This window comes from Pseudomonas sp. LB3P81 (assembly GCF_054897965.1).
On the sequence record NZ_JBUBVG010000001.1, the window covers coordinates 5,540,265 to 5,559,214 of the forward strand.

The following is an 18,950-nucleotide window of genomic DNA, read 5'->3' on the forward strand; positions in this document are numbered from 1 at the left end:
ACCGCCGCTTTGATTTGGCCAACTGGCCGCGCACTTGTACGTTCAAGGATCCTATGAGCAAGCCCACTGTCGACCCTACCTCGAATTCCAAGACCGGCCCTGCCGTGCCGGTCAATTTCCTGCGCCCGATCATCCAGGCGGACCTGGACTCGGGTAAGCACACGCAGATCGTCACCCGTTTCCCGCCTGAACCCAACGGTTACCTGCACATCGGTCACGCCAAGTCGATCTGTGTGAACTTCGGTCTGGCCCAGGAGTTTGGCGGCGTCACCCACCTGCGTTTCGACGACACCAACCCGGCCAAGGAAGACCAGGAATACATCGACGCGATCGAAAGCGACGTCAAATGGCTGGGCTTCGAATGGTCCGGCGAAGTGCGCTACGCCTCGCAGTATTTCGACCAGTTGCACGACTGGGCCGTCGAGCTGATCAAGGCCGGCAAGGCCTACGTCGATGACCTGAGCCCGGAACAGGCCAAGGAATACCGTGGCAGCCTGACCGAGCCGGGCAAGAACAGCCCGTTCCGTGATCGCTCCGTCGAAGAAAACCTCGACTGGTTCGCCCGCATGCGCGCCGGTGAATTCCCGGACGGCGCACGCGTGCTGCGGGCGAAGATCGACATGGCCTCGCCGAACATGAACCTGCGCGACCCGATCATGTACCGCATCCGTCACGCGCATCACCACCAGACCGGCGACAAGTGGTGCATCTACCCGAACTACGACTTCACCCACGGTCAGTCGGACGCCATTGAAGGCATCACCCACTCGATCTGCACCCTGGAGTTCGAAAGCCACCGTCCGCTGTACGAGTGGTTCCTCGAGCACCTGCCTGTCCCGGCCAACCCGCGCCAGTACGAATTCAGCCGTCTGAACCTGAACTACACCATCACCAGCAAGCGCAAGCTCAAGCAGCTTGTGGACGAGAGACACGTTCACGGTTGGGACGATCCGCGCATGTCCACGCTGTCCGGCTTCCGCCGCCGTGGCTACACGCCGAAATCGATCCGCAACTTCTGCGAAATGATCGGCACCAACCGTTCCGACGGTGTGGTCGACTTCGGCATGCTCGAATTCAGCATCCGTGACGACCTCGACCACAGCGCCCCGCGTGCCATGTGCGTGCTGCGTCCGCTGAAAGTCGTGATCACCAACTACCCGGAAGGGCAGGTCGAGAACCTCGAACTGGCGTGCCACCCGAAAGAAGACATGGGCGTGCGCGTTCTGCCGTTCGCCCGGGAGCTCTACATCGACCGTGAAGACTTCATGGAAGAGCCGCCAAAAGGCTACAAACGCCTGGAACCGACTGGCGAAGTGCGTCTGCGCGGCAGCTACGTGATCCGTGCCGACGAAGCGATCAAGGACGCCGAGGGCAACATCGTCGAACTGCGTTGCTCGTACGACCCGGAAACCCTGGGCAAGAACCCTGAAGGCCGCAAGGTCAAAGGCGTGATTCACTGGGTGCCGGCCGCGGCCAGCGTCGAGTGCGAAGTGCGTCTGTACGATCGCCTGTTCCGCTCGCCGAACCCTGAGAAGGCCGAAGACAGCGCCAGTTTCCTGGACAACATCAACCCTGATTCGCTGCAAGTGCTGACCGGTTGTCGTGCCGAGCCTTCGCTGGGCAATGCACAGCCGGAAGACCGTTTCCAGTTCGAGCGCGAAGGTTATTTCTGCGCGGATATCAAGGACTCGAAACCAGGTCGTCCGGTGTTCAACCGTACCGTGACCTTGCGTGATTCGTGGGGCCAGTGATTCAAGGAACCTCTAACGTGCTTTCGATCTACAACACGCTCACCAAGAGCAAAGAAGTCTTCAAGCCGCTGGATGGCAACAAGGTGCGCATGTACGTCTGCGGGATGACCGTGTACGACTACTGCCACCTGGGCCATGGCCGCAGCATGGTCGCGTTCGACCTGGTGACCCGTTGGTTGCGGTTCAGCGGCTACGACCTGACTTATGTGCGCAACATCACCGACATTGACGACAAAATCATCAATCGGGCCAACGAGAACGGCGAGTCGTTCGAAGCGTTGACCGAGCGCATGATCGCGGCGATGCACGAAGACGAAGCGCGCCTGAACATCCAGAAGCCGGACATGGAACCGCGCGCCACCGGACATATTCCCGGCATGCACGCGATGATCCAGACCCTGATCGACAAGGGTTACGCCTACGCTCCGGGCAATGGCGACGTGTACTACCGCGTCGCCAAGTTCATGGGCTACGGCAAGTTGTCGCGCAAGAAGATCGAAGACCTGCGCATCGGCGCGCGCATCGAAGTCGACGAGTCCAAACAGGACCCGCTGGACTTCGTGCTGTGGAAAGGCGCCAAGCCGGGCGAGCCGAGCTGGCCATCGCCGTGGGGTGACGGTCGTCCGGGCTGGCACATCGAGTGCTCGGTGATGTCGACCTGCTGCCTCGGCGAGACCTTCGACATTCATGGCGGCGGCAGCGACCTTGAGTTCCCGCACCACGAAAACGAAATCGCCCAGAGCGAAGCGGCCACCGGCAAGACCTACGCCAACGCGTGGATGCATTGCGGGATGATTCGCATCAATGGCGAGAAGATGTCCAAGTCCTTGAACAACTTCTTCACCATTCGCGACGTGCTGGAAAAGTATCACCCGGAAGTCGTGCGTTACCTGTTGGTGTCGAGCCATTACCGCAGCGCGATCAACTATTCGGAAGACAACCTCAAGGATGCCAAAGGCGCACTCGAGCGTTTCTACCATGCGTTGAAAGGCCTGCCGAACGTGGCGCCGGCCGGTGGCGAAGCCTTTGTCGAGCGCTTCACTCAGGTGATGAACGACGACTTTGGCACGCCGGAAGCCTGTGCGGTGCTGTTCGAGATGGTTCGCGAGATCAACCGTCTGCGTGAGAGCGATCTTGATGCGGCGGCGGGTCTGGCGGCACGCTTGAAGGAACTGGCCAGTGTGTTGGGTGTGTTGCAGCTTGAGGCTGATGACTTCCTGCAGGCCGGTGCTGAAGGGCGGGTTGATGCGGCTGAGGTTGATGCGTTGATTGCTGCGCGTCTGGCGGCTCGTGCGGGTAAAGACTGGGCTGAGTCCGACCGTATCCGCGACCAGCTCACCGCCATGGGCGTGGTGCTGGAAGACGGCAAGGGCGGCACGACCTGGCGTCTGGCTGACTGATTGCTTCGCATGCTGCAAAACAAAACCCGCCTAGTGCGGGTTTTTTGTTTTTGAGATCAAAAGATCGCAGCCTTCGGCAGCTCCTACGGGGCATACGCCATTCGAATGTAGGAGCTGCCGAAGGCTGCGATCTTTTGATCCAGGCTTTTAACCTTCCGATTGGCGCAACCGCTTGTAAAGGGTATTGCGGCTAACCCCGAGCCTGCGGGCTAAATGGGAGATATTCCCCCCAGCCGCCTGCAACTGCCGATTCAAATCCTCGGCATCATTCAAATCCACCGCGAGCGTTTCCGGTGAATCCACCGGCTCCATCTCCAGATCGACAAAAAAATCATCCGGCAAATGCTCCGGCCGCACCGGTTGTTCCTCGGCCATCGCCAGCGCCACCTGCATCACGCTGCTGACCTGCCTTAAATTCCCTGGCCACGGATGACGGCCGAATAACTCCATCACTTCACGGCTCAACCCGGCCCACTGCGCCGGATCGCGATGCTGCTCCCACAACCGTTGGAACAGTGCCTGTTTATCGCTGCGTTCGCGCAACGGCGGCAATTCCAGGGTCAAACCGCCGATCCGGTAATAAAGATCTTCGCGAAACCGGCCCAACTGAACCTGCTCGCGCAACGAGCGGTTGGTCGCCGAGATGATGCGAATGTCCACCGGGTACAACTCGCTGCTACCTACCGGTTGAACGCAACGTTCCTGCAAAACCCTTAATAGCCGCGCCTGAGTCGGCAATGGCATGTCGCCAATTTCATCGAGGAACAGCGTGCCTTTGTCAGCCTTGCGGATCAGCCCGATGCTGCCTTTCTGATTCGCGCCGGTGAACGCACCTTTCTCGTAGCCAAACAGCTCCGACTCCACCAGTTCGGCGGGGATCGCCGCGCAGTTGACGGCAATGAACGGTTGTTTGCTCCGCGAACTGGCCTGATGCAGGGCTTTGACGAAGACTTCCTTGCCGACCCCGGTTTCGCCGTGGATCAACAGCGGAATGTCTTTCTCCAGCAAGCGCTCGGCCTGGCGCACGGCTTTTTCCACGCGACTGTCGCCGAAGTGCAGCGTATTGAGGCTGATCGCGGCGGTCGCGGTCACGGCGGGTTCAGCGCTCTTTGTTTCTGCGCTCTTTGTTTCTGAACTCTTTGTTTCTGAGAACAGCCGCGCCTGAATCGGTGCCTGTTTCGGACGCTTCAACAGACACTGGAAGCGGTTACGCCCGGAGGCCTGGAGGGAGAAGGGCAAGTCATCCGGCTGATTCAGCAGTTCCAGCAGCGACACCTTGAACAGGCTCTCGACACTGACTCGCGACAGACTGATGCCGAGCAAATTATCGGCCCGGCGATTGGCCGACAGCACTTGTCCCGTTTCATCGAAAATCAGCAACCCGGCCCATTGGCTGTCGAGATTGTTCAACCCGGTGTTGAACGTCAGTTGAAAGTGCTGGCCATGGAACAGGTTGAGGATCAGCCGGTTTTCCACGGTCTGGCTCATCATCTTGACCATGCCGAGGGTATGGGACGGCGGCAGGTAACTGTCGCTGGACACGTCCAGCACGGCGATCACCTTGCGTTCGGCATCGAAAATCGGCGCGGCGGAACCGGTCATGAAGCGGTTGGCCTTGAGGAAGTGTTCATCGTGCTCGATGTGCACCGCCTGCTCGCAGGCCAGTGCGGTGCCGATCGCATTGGTGCCGCTGCAGCGTTCCATCCAGCTCGCGCCCGCGCTGAAACCGCGGGTCAGGCTCGGCTCGATGAAGCGCTGGGTGCCCCAGGAAGTCAGGACCTGGCCCTGATTGTCGGCGAGCATGATCAGGCAATTGGAATTGCTCAGGATGTTTTCGTAATACGGCAGGACTTCCTGATGGGTGGTCTGCACCAGCGAGTGCTGGCTTTCCAGCAACTGTGCAATGTCTTCGGCGGGCAGTTGATCGAATGCAGGGGGGCTTTGGTGATCGAGGCCGAACGCGCGGCAACGGGACCAGGAGTCCTGAATGATGGCGTCGTGGGATAACGCGGGGGCAGGTGCGGCCATGACAGTCGATCTCTGAGCAAGCTTTTATTGTTTTTATGAGTACTTCAGTTCTGCGCACGATACCCCTGTAGGAGCTGCCGAAGGCTGCGATTTTTTGATCTTCGGCGAATTTTCTGATGCCAAAAATCAAAAAATCGCAGCCTTCGGCAGCTCCTACGGGACCGTGAACAGTCCGTAGAGTGTTGTTCACTATTGTTCATTGTCAATCTTTGAAGTGTTCAATTGTTCAGTCATGGTTGTTCATTTCTGTTCAGCAACGAACTCGGTTTTTCCTCTTGTTGAGAGATTTTCAAAACAGATCAATAACTTGCAATTTGTGGCACGAAAGTCGCTCTGTAGCTCCGGTCGCTTGACTCCAATAATAAAAAGGCCGAGCCATGTCACTCACTCTGGAGCACGTCAGCCGCACCGTCGAGGGCCAGACCTGGATCGACGATGCGTGCCTTAGTTTTGAACCCGGTTCCTTCAACGTTTTGCTCGGCCGTACGCTGTCCGGCAAAACCAGCCTCATGCGCCTGATGGCCGGTCTGGACAAGCCCGACAGCGGCCGCATCCTGATGAACGGCGTCGACGTCACCCAACGCCCCGTGCGTTTGCGCAACGTGTCGATGGTTTATCAGCAGTTCATCAATTACCCGACCATGACGGTGTTCGAGAACATCGCCTCGCCGTTGCGCCAGGGCGGTGTCTCCAACGAGCTGATCCAGAGCAAAGTGCTGGAAACCGCGAAGATGCTGCGCATCGAGAAGTTTCTCCAGCGCTACCCGCTGGAACTCTCCGGCGGCCAGCAACAGCGCACGGCCATGGCCCGCGCATTGGTCAAGGACGCCGAACTGATCCTCTTCGACGAGCCGCTGGTCAACCTCGACTACAAACTGCGCGAAGAACTGCGTCAGGAAATGCGCGAGCTGTTCATGGCGCGGCACACCATCGCCATCTACGCCACCACCGAGCCCAACGAAGCGTTGGCGCTGGGCGGCACGACCACCATTCTTCATGAGGGCCGGGTGATCCAGAGCGGCAAGTCCTCCGAGGTCTATCACCAGCCGCAATCGGTGCTGGCGGCGGAGCTGTTCTCCGAACCGCCGATCAACCTGATGCCGGGGCGTATCGCCGGCAACGAAGTCAGCTTCGCCAATTTCGTGCACTTCCCGTTGAACGTGGATTTGCGCCCGGTAGGCGAGGGCGAGTTCCGCTTCGGCGTGCGTCCGAGCCATATCTCGCTGGTGCCGAGCAACGACGATGACCTTGAACTGGCGGTGACCGTCGAGGTCGCCGAGATCAGCGGTTCGGAAACCTTCCTCCACGTGCGCAACGAGCATTTCCTGCTGGTGCTGCATTTGCCCGGGGTTCACGAATACGACGTCGATGCGCCGATTCGCATCTACATCCCGACCCATAAACTGTTTGTGTTCGATGCGCAGGGGCGGCTGGTCCAAGCGCCCGGTCGCCGTATCGCGAGGGTTGCCTGATGGCCGAAATCCGTTTGCAGAACCTCGCCCATAGCTACACCCGCACGCCAACCGGCCCCGAGGATTATGCGATCCGCGAGATGGACCACATCTGGGAGCAGGGCGGTGCCTATGCCTTGCTCGGGCCTTCGGGCTGCGGCAAATCGACCTTGCTCAACATCATTTCCGGGTTGCTCAGTCCGTCCCAGGGTCATGTGCTGTTCGACGGCAAAGCGGTCAACGACCTGACCCCGGAAAAGCGCAACATTGCCCAGGTTTTCCAGTTTCCAGTGGTCTACGACACCATGACGGTGTTTGACAACCTGGCCTTCCCGCTGCGCAATCAGGGCATGGCGGAAGCGAACATTCACAGCAAGGTGCAGGAAATTGCCGAAGTCCTCGACCTTCAGGCACTGCTGAGCAAGAAGGCGCGCAACCTCACCGCCGACGAAAAACAGAAAGTCTCCATGGGCCGTGGTCTGGTACGCGATGACGTGTCGGCGATCCTCTTTGATGAACCGCTGACGGTGATCGACCCGCACCTGAAGTGGAAACTGCGGCGCAAGCTCAAGCAGATCCACGAGCAGTTCAACATCACCATGGTCTACGTCACCCACGATCAGCTGGAAGCCTCGACGTTCGCCGACAAGATTGCGGTGATGTACGGCGGGCAGATCGTGCAATTCGGTACGCCACGGGAATTGTTCGAGCGGCCGAGCCATACCTTTGTCGGTTATTTCATTGGCAGCCCTGGCATGAACCTGATCGAAGTGCAGCCGCAACCGGGTGGTGTCGGGTTTGCTTCGACTCACTTACCACTGTCTGACGCCCAGCAAAAACGTATCGCCGAATCCGAATGGAAAACCCTGAAGGTCGGCATCCGTCCGGAATTCGTGCATGTGTGGGACGAGCCGTTTGATGACGCGATGCAGGCACAGGTCGTACACGTCGAAGACCTTGGTACCTACAAGATCATGACCCTGAACCTCGACGGCGTGCCGTTGAAAGTGAGGTTGGCGGAAGACAAACCGGTGCCGGAAGGCACGGCGTATATCAGCTTCCCGGCGCAATGGTTGATGGTCTATGCCGACGATTATCTGTTGCCAGCGCAAGCCAATAACGGGGAGCAGCCATGAACAAGGTGCAGAACAACAAGGCCTGGTGGCTGGTGTTGCCGGTGTTTTTGCTGGTGGCGTTCAGTGCGGTGATCCCGATGATGACCGTGGTCAACTATTCGGTGCAGGACATCTTCGACCAGTCCAGCCGCTACTTCGTGGGTGACGACTGGTACAAGCAGGTGCTGCTCGATCCCCGCTTGCATGACTCGCTACTCCGCCAGTTCATCTACTCAGCCTGCGTGTTGCTGATCGAAATCCCGTTGGGCATCGCCATCGCCCTGACCATGCCGACCAAGGGCCGCTGGTCTTCATTGGTGTTGATCATTCTGGCCATTCCGCTGCTGATTCCGTGGAACGTGGTCGGGACGATCTGGCAGATTTTTGGCCGAGCCGACATCGGTTTACTCGGGTCGAGTCTCAATGCCATGGGCATCAGCTACAACTATGCGGCGAACACCATGGACGCCTGGGTCACCGTGCTGGTGATGGACGTCTGGCACTGGACGTCACTAGTGGCGCTGTTGTGTTTCTCCGGGTTGCGGGCGATTCCGGACGTTTACTACCAGGCGGCACGGATTGATCGCGCATCGGCCTGGGCGGTTTTCCGACACATCCAGTTGCCCAAGCTCAAGAGCGTGCTGTTGATCGCGGTGATGCTGCGCTTCATGGACAGTTTCATGATCTACACCGAGCCGTTCGTGCTCACGGGCGGCGGACCGGGGAATGCCACGACCTTCCTCAGCCAGACCCTGACGCAAATGGCCATCGGGCAGTTCGACCTCGGCCCGGCGGCGGCTTTCTCGCTGGTGTACTTCCTGATCATTCTGTTGGTGTCCTGGCTGTTCTACACCGCCATGACTCACTCTGACGCCAACCGCTGAGGCCCATCATGAGCAAGAGAAAGCTGATTCCATTGCTGATCTACATCCTGTTCTTGCTGGTGCCGATCTACTGGCTGCTGAACATGTCCTTCAAGAGCAACACCGAAATCCTCAGCGGCCTGACGCTGTTTCCGCAGGATTTCACCTTCGCCAACTACAAGGTGATCTTCACCGACCCGGCCTGGTACACCGGTTACCTCAACTCGCTGTATTACGTGAGCCTGAACACGGTGATTTCCCTGAGCGTGGCGTTGCCGGCAGCGTACGCGTTCTCGCGTTATCGCTTCCTCGGCGACAAGCACCTGTTCTTCTGGCTGCTGACCAACCGCATGGCACCGCCGGCGGTGTTTCTGTTGCCGTTCTTCCAGCTGTATTCCTCGATCGGTCTGTTCGACACGCACATCGCGGTGGCACTGGCGCATTGCCTGTTTAACGTGCCGCTGGCGGTGTGGATTCTTGAGGGCTTCATGTCCGGCGTTCCGAAAGAAATCGACGAAACCGCCTACATTGATGGCTACAGTTTTCCCAAGTTCTTCGTGAAAATTTTCGTTCCGCTGATTGGCTCCGGGATCGGCGTGACGGCGTTTTTCTGCTTCATGTTTTCCTGGGTCGAACTGCTGCTGGCGCGGACGCTGACGTCGGTGAATGCCAAACCGATTGCTGCGGTGATGACCCGCACAGTTTCGGCGTCCGGGATCGACTGGGGCGTGCTGGCGGCGGCGGGGGTATTGACCATCTTGCCGGGCATGCTGGTGATCTGGTTTGTTCGCAACCATGTGGCCAAGGGCTTTGCCCTCGGCCGGGTATGAGGAACTGATGATGGAATGGATGAGTTGGACGGTCCCCACAGCGGCGTTCTTCATCGTCATTGGCCTGATTCTGGTGGGCATGACGACTTGGGAACTGCGTTCGCCGAGCATTCTTCGGCGTGGTTTTTTGCCGATTGCCACCACCCGTGGCGATCGGCTGTTTATCGGTCTTCTCGGCAGCGCCTACCTGCATTTGCTGGTAATCGGCGTCACCGACTGGAGCATCTGGGTAGCGTTCGCGTTGTCCCTGGTGTGGCTGTTGGCTGTGATGCGTTGGGGCTAGTCGAATCGCTCGGCAATGTTGCTCCGAAACCCAATAAGGAGGTCTCTATGTTCGACAAAAACAATAAGCTGCGACATAGCATTTCATTGGCAGCCATGCTGGCACTCAGCGGTCTGAGCGCTTCGGCCTGGGCCGATGCCTATGAAGACGCCGCGAAGAAATGGATCGGCAGTGAGTTCAAGCCATCCACGCTGACGCCCGAACAACAACTCGAAGAGCTGAAGTGGTTCATCAAGGCGGCGGAGCCGTTTCGCGGGATGAGCATCAAAGTGGTATCGGAAACCATCGCCACCCACGAATACGAGTCCAAGACGCTGGCCAAGGCCTTTACCGAGATCACCGGGATCAAGCTGACCCACGACTTGCTGCAGGAAGGCGACGTGGTGGAAAAGCTGCAGACCCAGATGCAATCGGACAAAAACATCTATGACGGCTGGGTCAACGACTCGGACCTGATCGGTACGCACTTTCGCTACGGCAAGACCGAATCGATCACCGACCTGATGGCCAACGAGGGCAAGAACTTCACCTCGCCGACCCTGGACATCAAGGACTTCATCGGCATCTCCTTCACCACCGCGCCGGACGGCAAGATCTATCAGTTGCCCGACCAGCAGTTCGCCAACCTGTACTGGTTCCGCGCCGACTGGTTCGAGCGTGCGGACCTGAAAGCCAAGTTCAAGGACAAGTACGGTTACGAGTTGGGTGTTCCGGTGAACTGGTCGGCCTATGAAGACATCGCCAAATTCTTCAGTGAAGACGTCAAGGAAATCGACGGCAAGCGCGTTTACGGGCACATGGACTACGGCAAGAAAGACCCGTCGCTGGGTTGGCGCTTCACCGACGCCTGGTTCTCCATGGCCGGCGCCGGCGACAAAGGCATCCCCAACGGATTGCCGGTGGACGAGTGGGGCATCCGCGTCGAGGACTGCCATCCAGTCGGCTCCAGCGTAACCCGCGGCGGCGACACCAATGGCCCGGCGGCAGTGTTTGCCACCACCAAATATGTGGACTGGCTGAAGAAATACGCGCCACCGGAAGCGGCGGGCATGACCTTCTCCGAATCCGGTCCGGTGCCGTCCCAGGGCAACATCGCCCAGCAGATTTTCTGGTACACCGCATTCACCGCCGACATGACCAAACCGGGCCTGCCGGTGATGAACGCCGACGGCACGCCGAGATGGCGCATGGCGCCGTCGCCGAAAGGCCCGTACTGGGAGGAGGGCATGAAGCTCGGTTATCAGGACGCCGGTTCCTGGACGTTCATGAAGTCCACGCCTGAGAAACAGAAACTCGCAGCCTGGCTCTATGCGCAGTTCGTGACGTCGAAAACCGTCTCGCTGAAGAAAACCATCGTCGGCCTGACCCCGATCCGTGAGTCGGACATCAATTCGCAAGCCATGACCGACCTGGCACCGAAACTCGGTGGCCTGGTGGAGTTCTACCGCAGCCCGGCCCGTGTGCAATGGACGCCAACCGGGACCAACGTGCCGGACTATCCGCGTCTGGCGCAACTGTGGTGGAGCCACATCGCCGAAGCCGCGAGCGGCGAGAAAACCCCGCAACAGGCACTCGACGGTCTGGCCAAGGATCAGGACGCGATCATGACCCGTCTGGAACGCTCGAAGGCTCAAGCCACCTGCGCCCCGAAAATGAACCCAGAGCGCGATGCGCAATACTGGTTTGATCAGCCGGGTGCACCGAAACCGAAACTGGCGAACGAAAAGCCTAAAGGCGAAACCGTGAGCTATGCCGAACTGCTGAAATCGTGGGAGGCGGCGCGCAAGTAAAACGCTTGATAGTGAAAGGCGAACGGCACCGGGAGGTGCCGTTTTTGTTTGTGGCTGCACCACCGTCATCGCGGGCAAGCCCGCTCCCACAGTGGTTTGTGTTGTGTCCGTAATTTTGTACACGCCGTAGATCCCTGTGGGAGCGGGCTTGCCCGCGAAGAGGCCATCCCGGACGACATGCTTCTCCAGCCGAACAAATATCCGATAGAAGTACCGGGTGTAAATCAGAACTCTCAATGCAAGGTTGGGTGCAAGACCCTCTGAGTTCAGGACAGGGCTGCGAGCTGTTCAATCGTTTGCGGAAAGCGCTCAACCAGACGGATCAGTGTCGTGGCTTGGGCGTTGGGCGTAGCCCGTCCCTGTTCCCAGTTTTCGAGGGTTCGGGTGTTGGTACGCAGATACATCGCGAACACCGATCGAGAGAGGTTGAGCTGTTGGCGGATGGCTACCACCTCCTCGGCGGTGACGGGCATCAATTTTGGTAGCTGAACCTTGTGGGTTCGCAGTGTGATCTTGCCTTGGCGCTCATCGGCCAAGGCTTCAAGGCCATCCATCAGTTCAGAAAAAATGTCACGTTTCATAGTGGGTTCTCGTTTTGATTTCTCTGTCCAGCGTTTGTCTGAAAAGTTTTTTCTGAGCAGACGACAAGTCGTCTTGCTCGTCTTTGCTGTACACGGTGAACAGCCAGAACTGATCGAAGCCTGACCACCAGTAATAAATCACCCGTAATCCGCTGCGTTTGCCTTTGCCGCGGCGCTGGTCGTTGAACCGGATCTTGCGCAGCCCACCTGTACCCTCAATGAGGTCGCCCGCTTCGGGGTTTTTCAGCAGTTCCAGCTGAAAGCTGCGAAACAGATCGTCATCCAGATAATCGTCTCGGTACTTTTGAAACATCCGTAATTCGACAAAAAGAGCATCCATGTTCTGTACGTTACCTGCGTATATTTCTATCACGAGAATCGAATAGGTCAAGGCTTCTGTTCCCGCCAATTCGGTCAAGTCATTACGTTAAGGTCGAACGCAGGAACGGGATGTAGGATGCGGCTGCTTCGTCCGCGAGGGGATTCGCGAAGTGCGGAGGTGCGTAGGAAGTTGGAGTGTTGGCCTCAAACGCAAAAACGGCACCCGAAGGTGCCGTTTCTGTTTTCTACCGAGTATCGCTAAACGATCAACCCGCCAACCCCGACTGCTGAACCAGTGCCAGCAACGGCTGCGGATACAGCCCGAGGAAGAACGCCAGTACGGCGATGGCCAGCAGCATCACGCCGCCTGCACGTTGTTCCCAGTGCAGTTGCGCATCGTGGCGACGCAGGTTTGGTTCGATCAGGTACAGGGTGACCATGACGCGCAGGTAGTAGAACACGCCGATGGCGCTGCCCAGTACCAGGGAACCGACCAGCCACCATTGGTGCGACTCGACACCGGTGGCGATGATGTAGAACTTGCCGATGAAGCCCGCGGTCAGCGGGATGCCGGCCAGGGACAGCATCATCACGGTCAGGACGGCGGTCAGGTACGGACGGCGCCAGAACAGGCCGCGGTATTCGTACAGGGCATCGGCGTCACGGCCGTTGTATGGCGAGGACATCAGGGTGATCACGCCGAAGGCGCCGAGGCTGGTGATGACGTAGGTGACCAGGTACACGCCGATGGCTTCCACGGCCAGACCCTTGCTCGCCACCAGGGCAATCAGCAGGTAACCGAAGTGAGCGATGGACGAGTAACCCAGCAGACGCTTGAGGTTGCTTTGGGTCAGTGCCAGCAGGTTACCGAACAGGATCGACGCGATGGCGATGATGGTCAGTACGTCGCTGAGTACACCGCTGCTCGCCGCTGGCGAGATCTGGAACAGACGCACCATCACCGCGAACACAGCGACTTTCGAAGCAGTCGCCAGGAACGCGGCCACCGGTGCCGGAGCACCTTCGTAAACGTCCGGGGTCCAGAGGTGGAACGGCACCAGCGACAGCTTGAACGCCAGACCGATCAGCATCATGCCCAGGCCCAGTTGCGCCAGCGAGCTTGGCAGGCCGGTGGCCGCGAGGGCCTGGCCGATACCGACGAAGCTCAGGCTGCCGGAATCGGCGTAGAGCAGGGCCATACCGAACAACAGGAACGCGGAACCGGCGGCCGACAGCACCATGTACTTGATACCGGCTTCCAGCGAACGCTTGTTGAAGAAGGCGTACGCCACCAGACCGTAGACCGGCACCGAGAGCAGCTCCAGACCGACGAACAACCCGGCCAGGTGCTGCGCGCTGACCAGAACCAGGCCACCGGCGGCGGACATCAGGATCAGCAGGTACAGTTCTTCGCGGTTGCCCGGGTAGCCCGAACCGCCATCGCCGAGGTAGGCGTGGGCGAGGGTCACACAGGCGAGGGTGGCGACCAGGATCAGCGCCATGTACAAGCAGGCGAAGCTATCGATCTGCAGCAGTGGAGTCACAGCCAGTGGTGCGACTTTCAGGGCTGGCAGGATCGACAGCAACGCCAGGTTCAGACCTGCCACGGAAATCAGAAAGGTCTGCGAGTGGTTGCGGCGCCAGGCGATTGCCAGCATCACCACGATGATCGTGGCGCTGGTGATCAACAACGGCGCTAGCGCGATAAAGTGTTGAGTCGTGAATTCCATAGCGCTCTTACCGGGCCGAAGCGAGTTGAGTGAAGGCGGTGCCGAGCCATTGCTGCACGCCATGCATCGTCGCAGCAGAGGTATCGAGGAACGGTTGCGGGTACACGCCGATGTAGATCAGCAGCGCCGCAAGCCCGACCACCATGATCAGTTCGCGACCGTCCATGCCATGCAGTACCGCGTCCGATTTGGCCGGACCGAAGTACGCACGGTGGATCATGATCAGCGAGTAGACCGAACCGAACACCAGACCGGACGTCGCGATGATGGTGACCCACGGAGCGAACGGGAAGGTGCCGATCAGGATCAGGAACTCACCGACGAAGTTACCGGTACCCGGCAAGCCCAGGGACGCTGCTGCAAAGAACAGGCTGAGGGCTGGCAGGTAAGCGATCTTCGACCACAGGCCACCCATTTCGCGCATGTCGCGGGTGTGGGTGCGCTCGTACAGCTGACCGCTGAGGATAAAGAGTGCCGCGGCCGACAGACCGTGCGCCAGCATCTGCATCACCGCGCCCTGCAGCGCCAGTTGGCTGCCGGAGTAGATGCCGATCAGTACGAAGCCCATGTGGGAAACGGACGAGAAGGCGATCAGACGCTTGATGTCGGTTTGTGCGAAGGCCAGGAACGCACCGTAGAAGATCCCGATCAGACCGAGGGTCATGGCAATCGGCGCGAACTCGGCCGACGCATTCGGGAACAGCGGCAGGGCGAAACGCAGCAGACCGTAAGCAGCGGTTTTCAACAAGATACCGGCCAGGTCGACCGAACCCGCGGTTGGCGCCTGGGCGTGAGCGTCAGGCAACCAGGAGTGGAACGGCACCACAGGCAGCTTCACCGCGAACGCGATGAAGAAGCCGAGCATCAGGATGTACTCGGTGGTCAGCGACATCTTGGTTTTCAACAGGTCGGCGTAGTTGAAAGTAATCACGCCGGTGTCGTTGAAGTTGACCAGAACCAGACCCAGGATCGCCACCAACATGATCAGGCCAGAGGCCTGAGTGAAGATGAAGAACTTGGTCGCCGCGTAGATCCGGGTCTTCTTGCCGTCCGAAGAACTGTGACCCCAGAGCGCGATGAGGAAGTACATCGGCACCAGCATCATTTCCCAGAAGAAGAAGAACATGAACAGGTCGAGGGCGAGGAACACGCCGACGACACCGCCCAGGATCCACATCAGGTTCAGGTGGAAGAAGCCAACGTGACGTTGAATCTCTTTCCACGAGCAGAGTACCGAGAGCACACCCAGCAGACCGGTCAGCAGGATCATCAGCAGCGACAGGCCGTCGAGGGCCAGGTGCACGCTGATGCCGAAGCGTTCGATCCAGATGTGCTTGAACTCAAGCACCCAGGTCGGATCGGCGCCAGGCGCCGGGGCAAATGAATAGTCACCGTTGGCCCACAGCCAGAGGCCGAGGGAGAGCAACAGGGACATGGTGATCAGCGCAATCCAGCGGGGGAGGGTGGCGCCGAAGCGCTCACCCATCCAGCACAGCAGGCCGCCGATAAAGGGGATCAGGATTAGCCAAGGCAGAATCATGACGGGCTCAATTCCTTTCGCAAGTTCGCAAGGTTCATATCAGACCGCTACCAGCACGACGGCGCCGATGACCAGCACGGCACCAGCAGCCATCGAGGCGGCATACCAACGCAGTTGACCAGTCTCGGTACGGCTCAGGGCGGTGTGACCGCCTTTGGCCATGCGCGGGATCAGACCGATGGTCTGGTCAAGCGGGTCTTTGCGCAGCATGTGGTTGATCGCCAGGTATGGCTTGACGAACAGTTTGTCGTAGATCCAGTCGAAGCCCCAGGCAGCGAACCACCAGGCCGACAGGAAACGGCCAATGCCGCTGTTGGCGATTGCAGTGACGAAGCGACGCTTGCCGAGGAACAGCAGCGCGGCCAGCAGGATACCGGCCAGGGCAATGGCGCCCGAAGCGATTTCCAGGCTGTGCTTGGCTTCGCCGCCCGCATGGCCGACGCTTTCCGGCAGCACACCGTGCAGCGGCGGAACGATCATCGCGCCAATGGCGGTGGACAATACGATCAGCACCGACAGTGGCAGCCAGTGAGCGATGCCGTGACCGGCGTGCGCTTCGGTCTTCACTTCACCGTGGAACGCGATGAAGATCAGGCGGAAGGTGTACAGCGAGGTCATGAACGCACCGACCAGACCTGCGTACAGCAGACCGTTGTTGCCGCTGGCGAACGCTTCCCAAAGGATTTCGTCCTTGGAGTAGAAGCCTGCGGTCACCAGTGGCAGGGCCGCCAGGGCCGCGCCGCCGACGATGAAGCTGGCGTAGGCCAGTGGCAGTTTCTTCCACAGGCCGCCCATCTTGAAGATGTTCTGCTCGTGGTGGCAGGCAACGATCACCGAACCGGAAGCAAGGAACAACAGCGCCTTGAAGAACGCGTGGGTCATCAGGTGGAAGATCGCGCCATCCCAGGCACCCACGCCCAGTGCCAGGAACATGTAGCCGATCTGGCTCATGGTCGAGTAGGCGAGGATACGTTTGATGTCGGTCTGCACCAGCGCGGCAAAACCGGCCAGAACCAGGGTCACGCCGCCGACGATGCCGACCAGGTGCAGGATTTCCGGCGCCAGGGTGAACAGACCGTGGGTACGGGCGATCAGGTAAACACCGGCGGTCACCATGGTCGCAGCGTGGATCAGTGCCGAAACCGGGGTAGGACCGGCCATCGCATCCGCCAGCCAGGTTTGCAGCGGCAGTTGCGCGGATTTACCGACAGCGCCGCCCAGCAGCATCAGGGTGGCCATGACCATCCAGAAGTCGCCCGCCTGGAATTTCTGCGGTGCCAGCACCAGCAGTTCCTGAACGTTCAGCGTGCCCAGTTGTGCGAACAGGATGAACAGGCCGATGGCCATGAACACGTCGCCGATGCGGGTCACGATAAAGGCTTTGAGTGCCGCGTTACCGTTGTTGCGGTTGCTGTAGTAGAAACCGATCAACAGGTACGAGCACAGGCCCACGCCTTCCCAGCCGAAGTACAGGAACAACAGGTTATCGCCCAGGACCAGGAACAGCATGCTGGCGATAAACAGGTTGGTGTAGGCGAAGAAGCGCGAGTAACCGGCTTCACCGCGCATGTACCAGGACGCGAACAGGTGGATCAGGAAGCCGACGCCGACGACCACACCGAGCATGGTCAGGGACAGACCATCCAGGTACAGCGCGAAGTTCGGCGTGAAGCCTTCCACCGCCATCCACTGCCACAACACCTGGGTGTAGTGACCGCCTTCAGGTGGCGCGACGTTGAATTGCCAGATCACGTAAGCCGTGACGATGGCAGACAAGCCGATGGAACCGACGCCGATCAGCGCCGACAGGTTTTCCGAGAGGCGTCCACGGGAGAACGCCAGCAGCAGGAAACCTATGAGAGGGAATACGAAAGTCAGATAGAGAAGATTCATCCGCGCATCTCGCTGGCAGCGTCGATATCGAGAGTGTGGAAGCGGCGATACAGCTGCAACAGAATCGCCAGGCCGATACTGGCCTCGGCGGCTGCCAGGCTGATCACCAGGATGAACATGATCTGTCCATCCGGCTGCGCCCAGCGGCTACCGGCAACGATGAACGCCAAAGCGGAGGCATTCATCATGACCTCCAGGCTCATCAGCACGAAGAGAATGTTGCGGCGGACCATCAGGCCGACCAGACCGAGGCAGAACAGGATGCCGGCGACCGCCAGACCATGCTCCAAAGGGATAGCAGGCATCGTCATTGCTCCTTGGCTTCGTTGCGGCCCAAGTGGAACGCCGTGACGGCTGCGGCGAGCAGCAGCATCGAGGCGAGTTCGACCACCAGCAGATAAGGACCGAACAGGCTAATGCCCACGGCCTTGGCGTCTACAGTGGTGTGGCCGACGGCCTGACCGCTCTGGTGGGCGAACAGCACGTACAGCAGCTCAACCAGCAGCAGGGTGCCGAGAATCACCGGGCCGAGCCAGATGCCGGGCTTGAGCCAGACGCGCTCTTGCTGAACCGAGGCCGGGCCCAGGTTCAGCATCATCACCACGAACACGAACAGCACCATGATGGCGCCAGCGTAGGCGATCACTTCCAGAACACCGGCAAACGGTGCGCCGAGGGCGAAGAACGTCATGGCCACGGCGATCAGCGAAATGATCAGGTAGAGCAGGGCGTGCACAGGGTTGGTGTGGGTGATCACGCGAAGCGTGGACACCACAGCGATACCCGATGCGAAATAGAAAGCGAATTCCATCTTTCTTCCTTAAGGCAGCAAGCTCTTCACGTTGATCGGTTCGGCTTCATTCTGCGCGGCGCCTTTGGGCTTACCGGCAATCGCCATACCTGCAACACGATAGAAGTTGTAATCAGGGTTTTTGCCGGGGCCGGAGATCAGCAGATCTTCTTTCTCGTAAACCAGGTCCTGACGTTTGAACTCGGCCATCTCGAAATCCGGTGTCAGCTGGATCGCGGTGGTCGGGCAGGCTTCCTCGCAGAGGCCGCAGAAAATGCAGCGCGAGAAGTTGATGCGGAAGAAGTCCGGGTACCAGCGACCGTCTTCGGTTTCAGCTTTCTGCAGCGAGATGCACCCGACCGGGCACGCCACGGCGCACAGGTTGCAGGCTACACAACGCTCTTCGCCATCAGGGTCGCGGGTCAGGACGATACGGCCACGGTAGCGCGGCGGCAGGTACACGGCTTCTTCCGGGTACTGCAGCGTGTCGCGCTTGCGGAAGGCGTGGCTGAAAATCATCACCAGGCTGCGAAGCTGGGTGAAGAAGCCATGCACGATGTCAAATATGTACTTCATGATTCTCT

General features: G+C 59.3%; 17 protein-coding genes. 8 read left to right on the forward strand and 9 right to left on the reverse strand.

The annotated features are described in order from the left end of the window. The first annotated feature begins 53 nt into the window (after nt 1-53). A complete protein-coding gene (locus tag ACYZTL_RS25755) occupies nt 54-1,751 on the forward strand; it encodes a glutamine--tRNA ligase/YqeY domain fusion protein (RefSeq protein WP_461954100.1) in 1,698 nt (565 codons plus the stop codon). Nucleotides 1,752-1,768: 17 nt separating this feature from the next. Continuing rightward, entirely contained in the window at nt 1,769-3,151 is a 1,383-nt protein-coding gene (gene cysS / locus ACYZTL_RS25760; protein ID WP_461954101.1) for a cysteine--tRNA ligase, read from the forward strand. A 147-nt stretch (nt 3,152-3,298) separates the two neighbouring features. Here cysS and ACYZTL_RS25765 read toward each other — a convergent pair whose 3' ends face one another. Beyond that, nucleotides 3,299-5,179: a sigma-54-dependent Fis family transcriptional regulator gene (locus ACYZTL_RS25765; protein WP_461954102.1), complete on the reverse strand. Its 1,881-nt coding sequence runs from the start codon at nt 5,177-5,179 to the stop codon at nt 3,299-3,301. 377 nt (nt 5,180-5,556) lie between these two features. On the opposite strand from ACYZTL_RS25765, the gene ACYZTL_RS25770 reads away from it, so the two are divergent. The 6 genes from ACYZTL_RS25770 to ACYZTL_RS25795 are packed head-to-tail and all read left to right on the forward strand — an operon-like array spanning nt 5,557 to nt 11,511. Beyond that, nucleotides 5,557-6,651, forward strand: a complete 1,095-nt coding sequence (locus tag ACYZTL_RS25770) for an ABC transporter ATP-binding protein (RefSeq protein WP_461954103.1) — start codon at nt 5,557-5,559, stop codon at nt 6,649-6,651. Beyond that, a complete protein-coding gene (locus tag ACYZTL_RS25775) occupies nt 6,651-7,766 on the forward strand; it encodes an ABC transporter ATP-binding protein (protein ID WP_461954104.1) in 1,116 nt (371 codons plus the stop codon). The genes ACYZTL_RS25770 and ACYZTL_RS25775 overlap by 1 nt, the downstream gene beginning before the upstream one ends. Next, nucleotides 7,763-8,629: a carbohydrate ABC transporter permease gene (locus ACYZTL_RS25780; protein WP_461954105.1), complete on the forward strand. Its 867-nt coding sequence runs from the start codon at nt 7,763-7,765 to the stop codon at nt 8,627-8,629. The genes ACYZTL_RS25775 and ACYZTL_RS25780 overlap by 4 nt, the downstream gene beginning before the upstream one ends. 8 nt (nt 8,630-8,637) lie before the next feature. Beyond that, on the forward strand, nt 8,638-9,438 hold the full coding sequence (locus tag ACYZTL_RS25785; protein WP_017339615.1) for a carbohydrate ABC transporter permease: 801 nt from the start codon (nt 8,638-8,640) through the stop codon (nt 9,436-9,438). Nucleotides 9,439-9,448: 10 nt separating this feature from the next. After that, a complete protein-coding gene (locus tag ACYZTL_RS25790; RefSeq protein ID WP_461954106.1) occupies nt 9,449-9,721 on the forward strand; it encodes a DUF2160 domain-containing protein in 273 nt (90 codons plus the stop codon). Nucleotides 9,722-9,768: 47 nt separating this feature from the next. After that, on the forward strand, nt 9,769-11,511 hold the full coding sequence (locus tag ACYZTL_RS25795) for an ABC transporter substrate-binding protein (RefSeq protein ID WP_461954107.1): 1,743 nt from the start codon (nt 9,769-9,771) through the stop codon (nt 11,509-11,511). 266 nt (nt 11,512-11,777) lie between these two features. On the opposite strand, the gene ACYZTL_RS25800 is transcribed toward ACYZTL_RS25795, so the two are convergent. The 8 genes from ACYZTL_RS25800 to nuoI form a co-directional block, all read right to left on the reverse strand. After that, a complete protein-coding gene (locus ACYZTL_RS25800) occupies nt 11,778-12,092 on the reverse strand; it encodes a helix-turn-helix domain-containing protein (protein ID WP_461954108.1) in 315 nt (104 codons plus the stop codon). Then, a complete protein-coding gene (locus ACYZTL_RS25805) occupies nt 12,082-12,432 on the reverse strand; it encodes a toxin (protein WP_461954375.1) in 351 nt (116 codons plus the stop codon). The genes ACYZTL_RS25800 and ACYZTL_RS25805 overlap by 11 nt, the downstream gene beginning before the upstream one ends. A gap of 247 nt (nt 12,433-12,679) precedes the next feature. Further along, nucleotides 12,680-14,143 (reverse strand): NADH-quinone oxidoreductase subunit NuoN, encoded by a 1,464-nt coding sequence (nuoN, locus tag ACYZTL_RS25810; protein WP_461954109.1) that lies wholly within the window; start codon nt 14,141-14,143, stop codon nt 12,680-12,682. 7 nt (nt 14,144-14,150) lie between these two features. Beyond that, on the reverse strand, nt 14,151-15,683 hold the full coding sequence (gene nuoM / locus ACYZTL_RS25815) for an NADH-quinone oxidoreductase subunit M (protein WP_461954110.1): 1,533 nt from the start codon (nt 15,681-15,683) through the stop codon (nt 14,151-14,153). 39 nt (nt 15,684-15,722) lie between these two features. Further along, a complete protein-coding gene (gene nuoL / locus ACYZTL_RS25820) occupies nt 15,723-17,576 on the reverse strand; it encodes an NADH-quinone oxidoreductase subunit L (RefSeq protein WP_461954111.1) in 1,854 nt (617 codons plus the stop codon). Beyond that, nucleotides 17,573-17,881 carry an NADH-quinone oxidoreductase subunit NuoK gene (nuoK, locus tag ACYZTL_RS25825; protein WP_007940879.1) on the reverse strand — a complete coding sequence of 103 codons (309 nt, stop codon included), beginning with the start codon at nt 17,879-17,881 and terminating at the stop codon, nt 17,573-17,575. Before nuoK ends, nuoL begins: the two co-directional genes overlap by 4 nt. A gap of 2 nt (nt 17,882-17,883) precedes the next feature. Next, nucleotides 17,884-18,387: an NADH-quinone oxidoreductase subunit J gene (nuoJ, locus tag ACYZTL_RS25830; protein WP_461954112.1), complete on the reverse strand. Its 504-nt coding sequence runs from the start codon at nt 18,385-18,387 to the stop codon at nt 17,884-17,886. A 9-nt stretch (nt 18,388-18,396) separates the two neighbouring features. Next, nucleotides 18,397-18,942: an NADH-quinone oxidoreductase subunit NuoI gene (gene nuoI, locus ACYZTL_RS25835; protein WP_197678900.1), complete on the reverse strand. Its 546-nt coding sequence runs from the start codon at nt 18,940-18,942 to the stop codon at nt 18,397-18,399. Between the last annotated feature and the right edge of the window lie 8 nt (nt 18,943-18,950).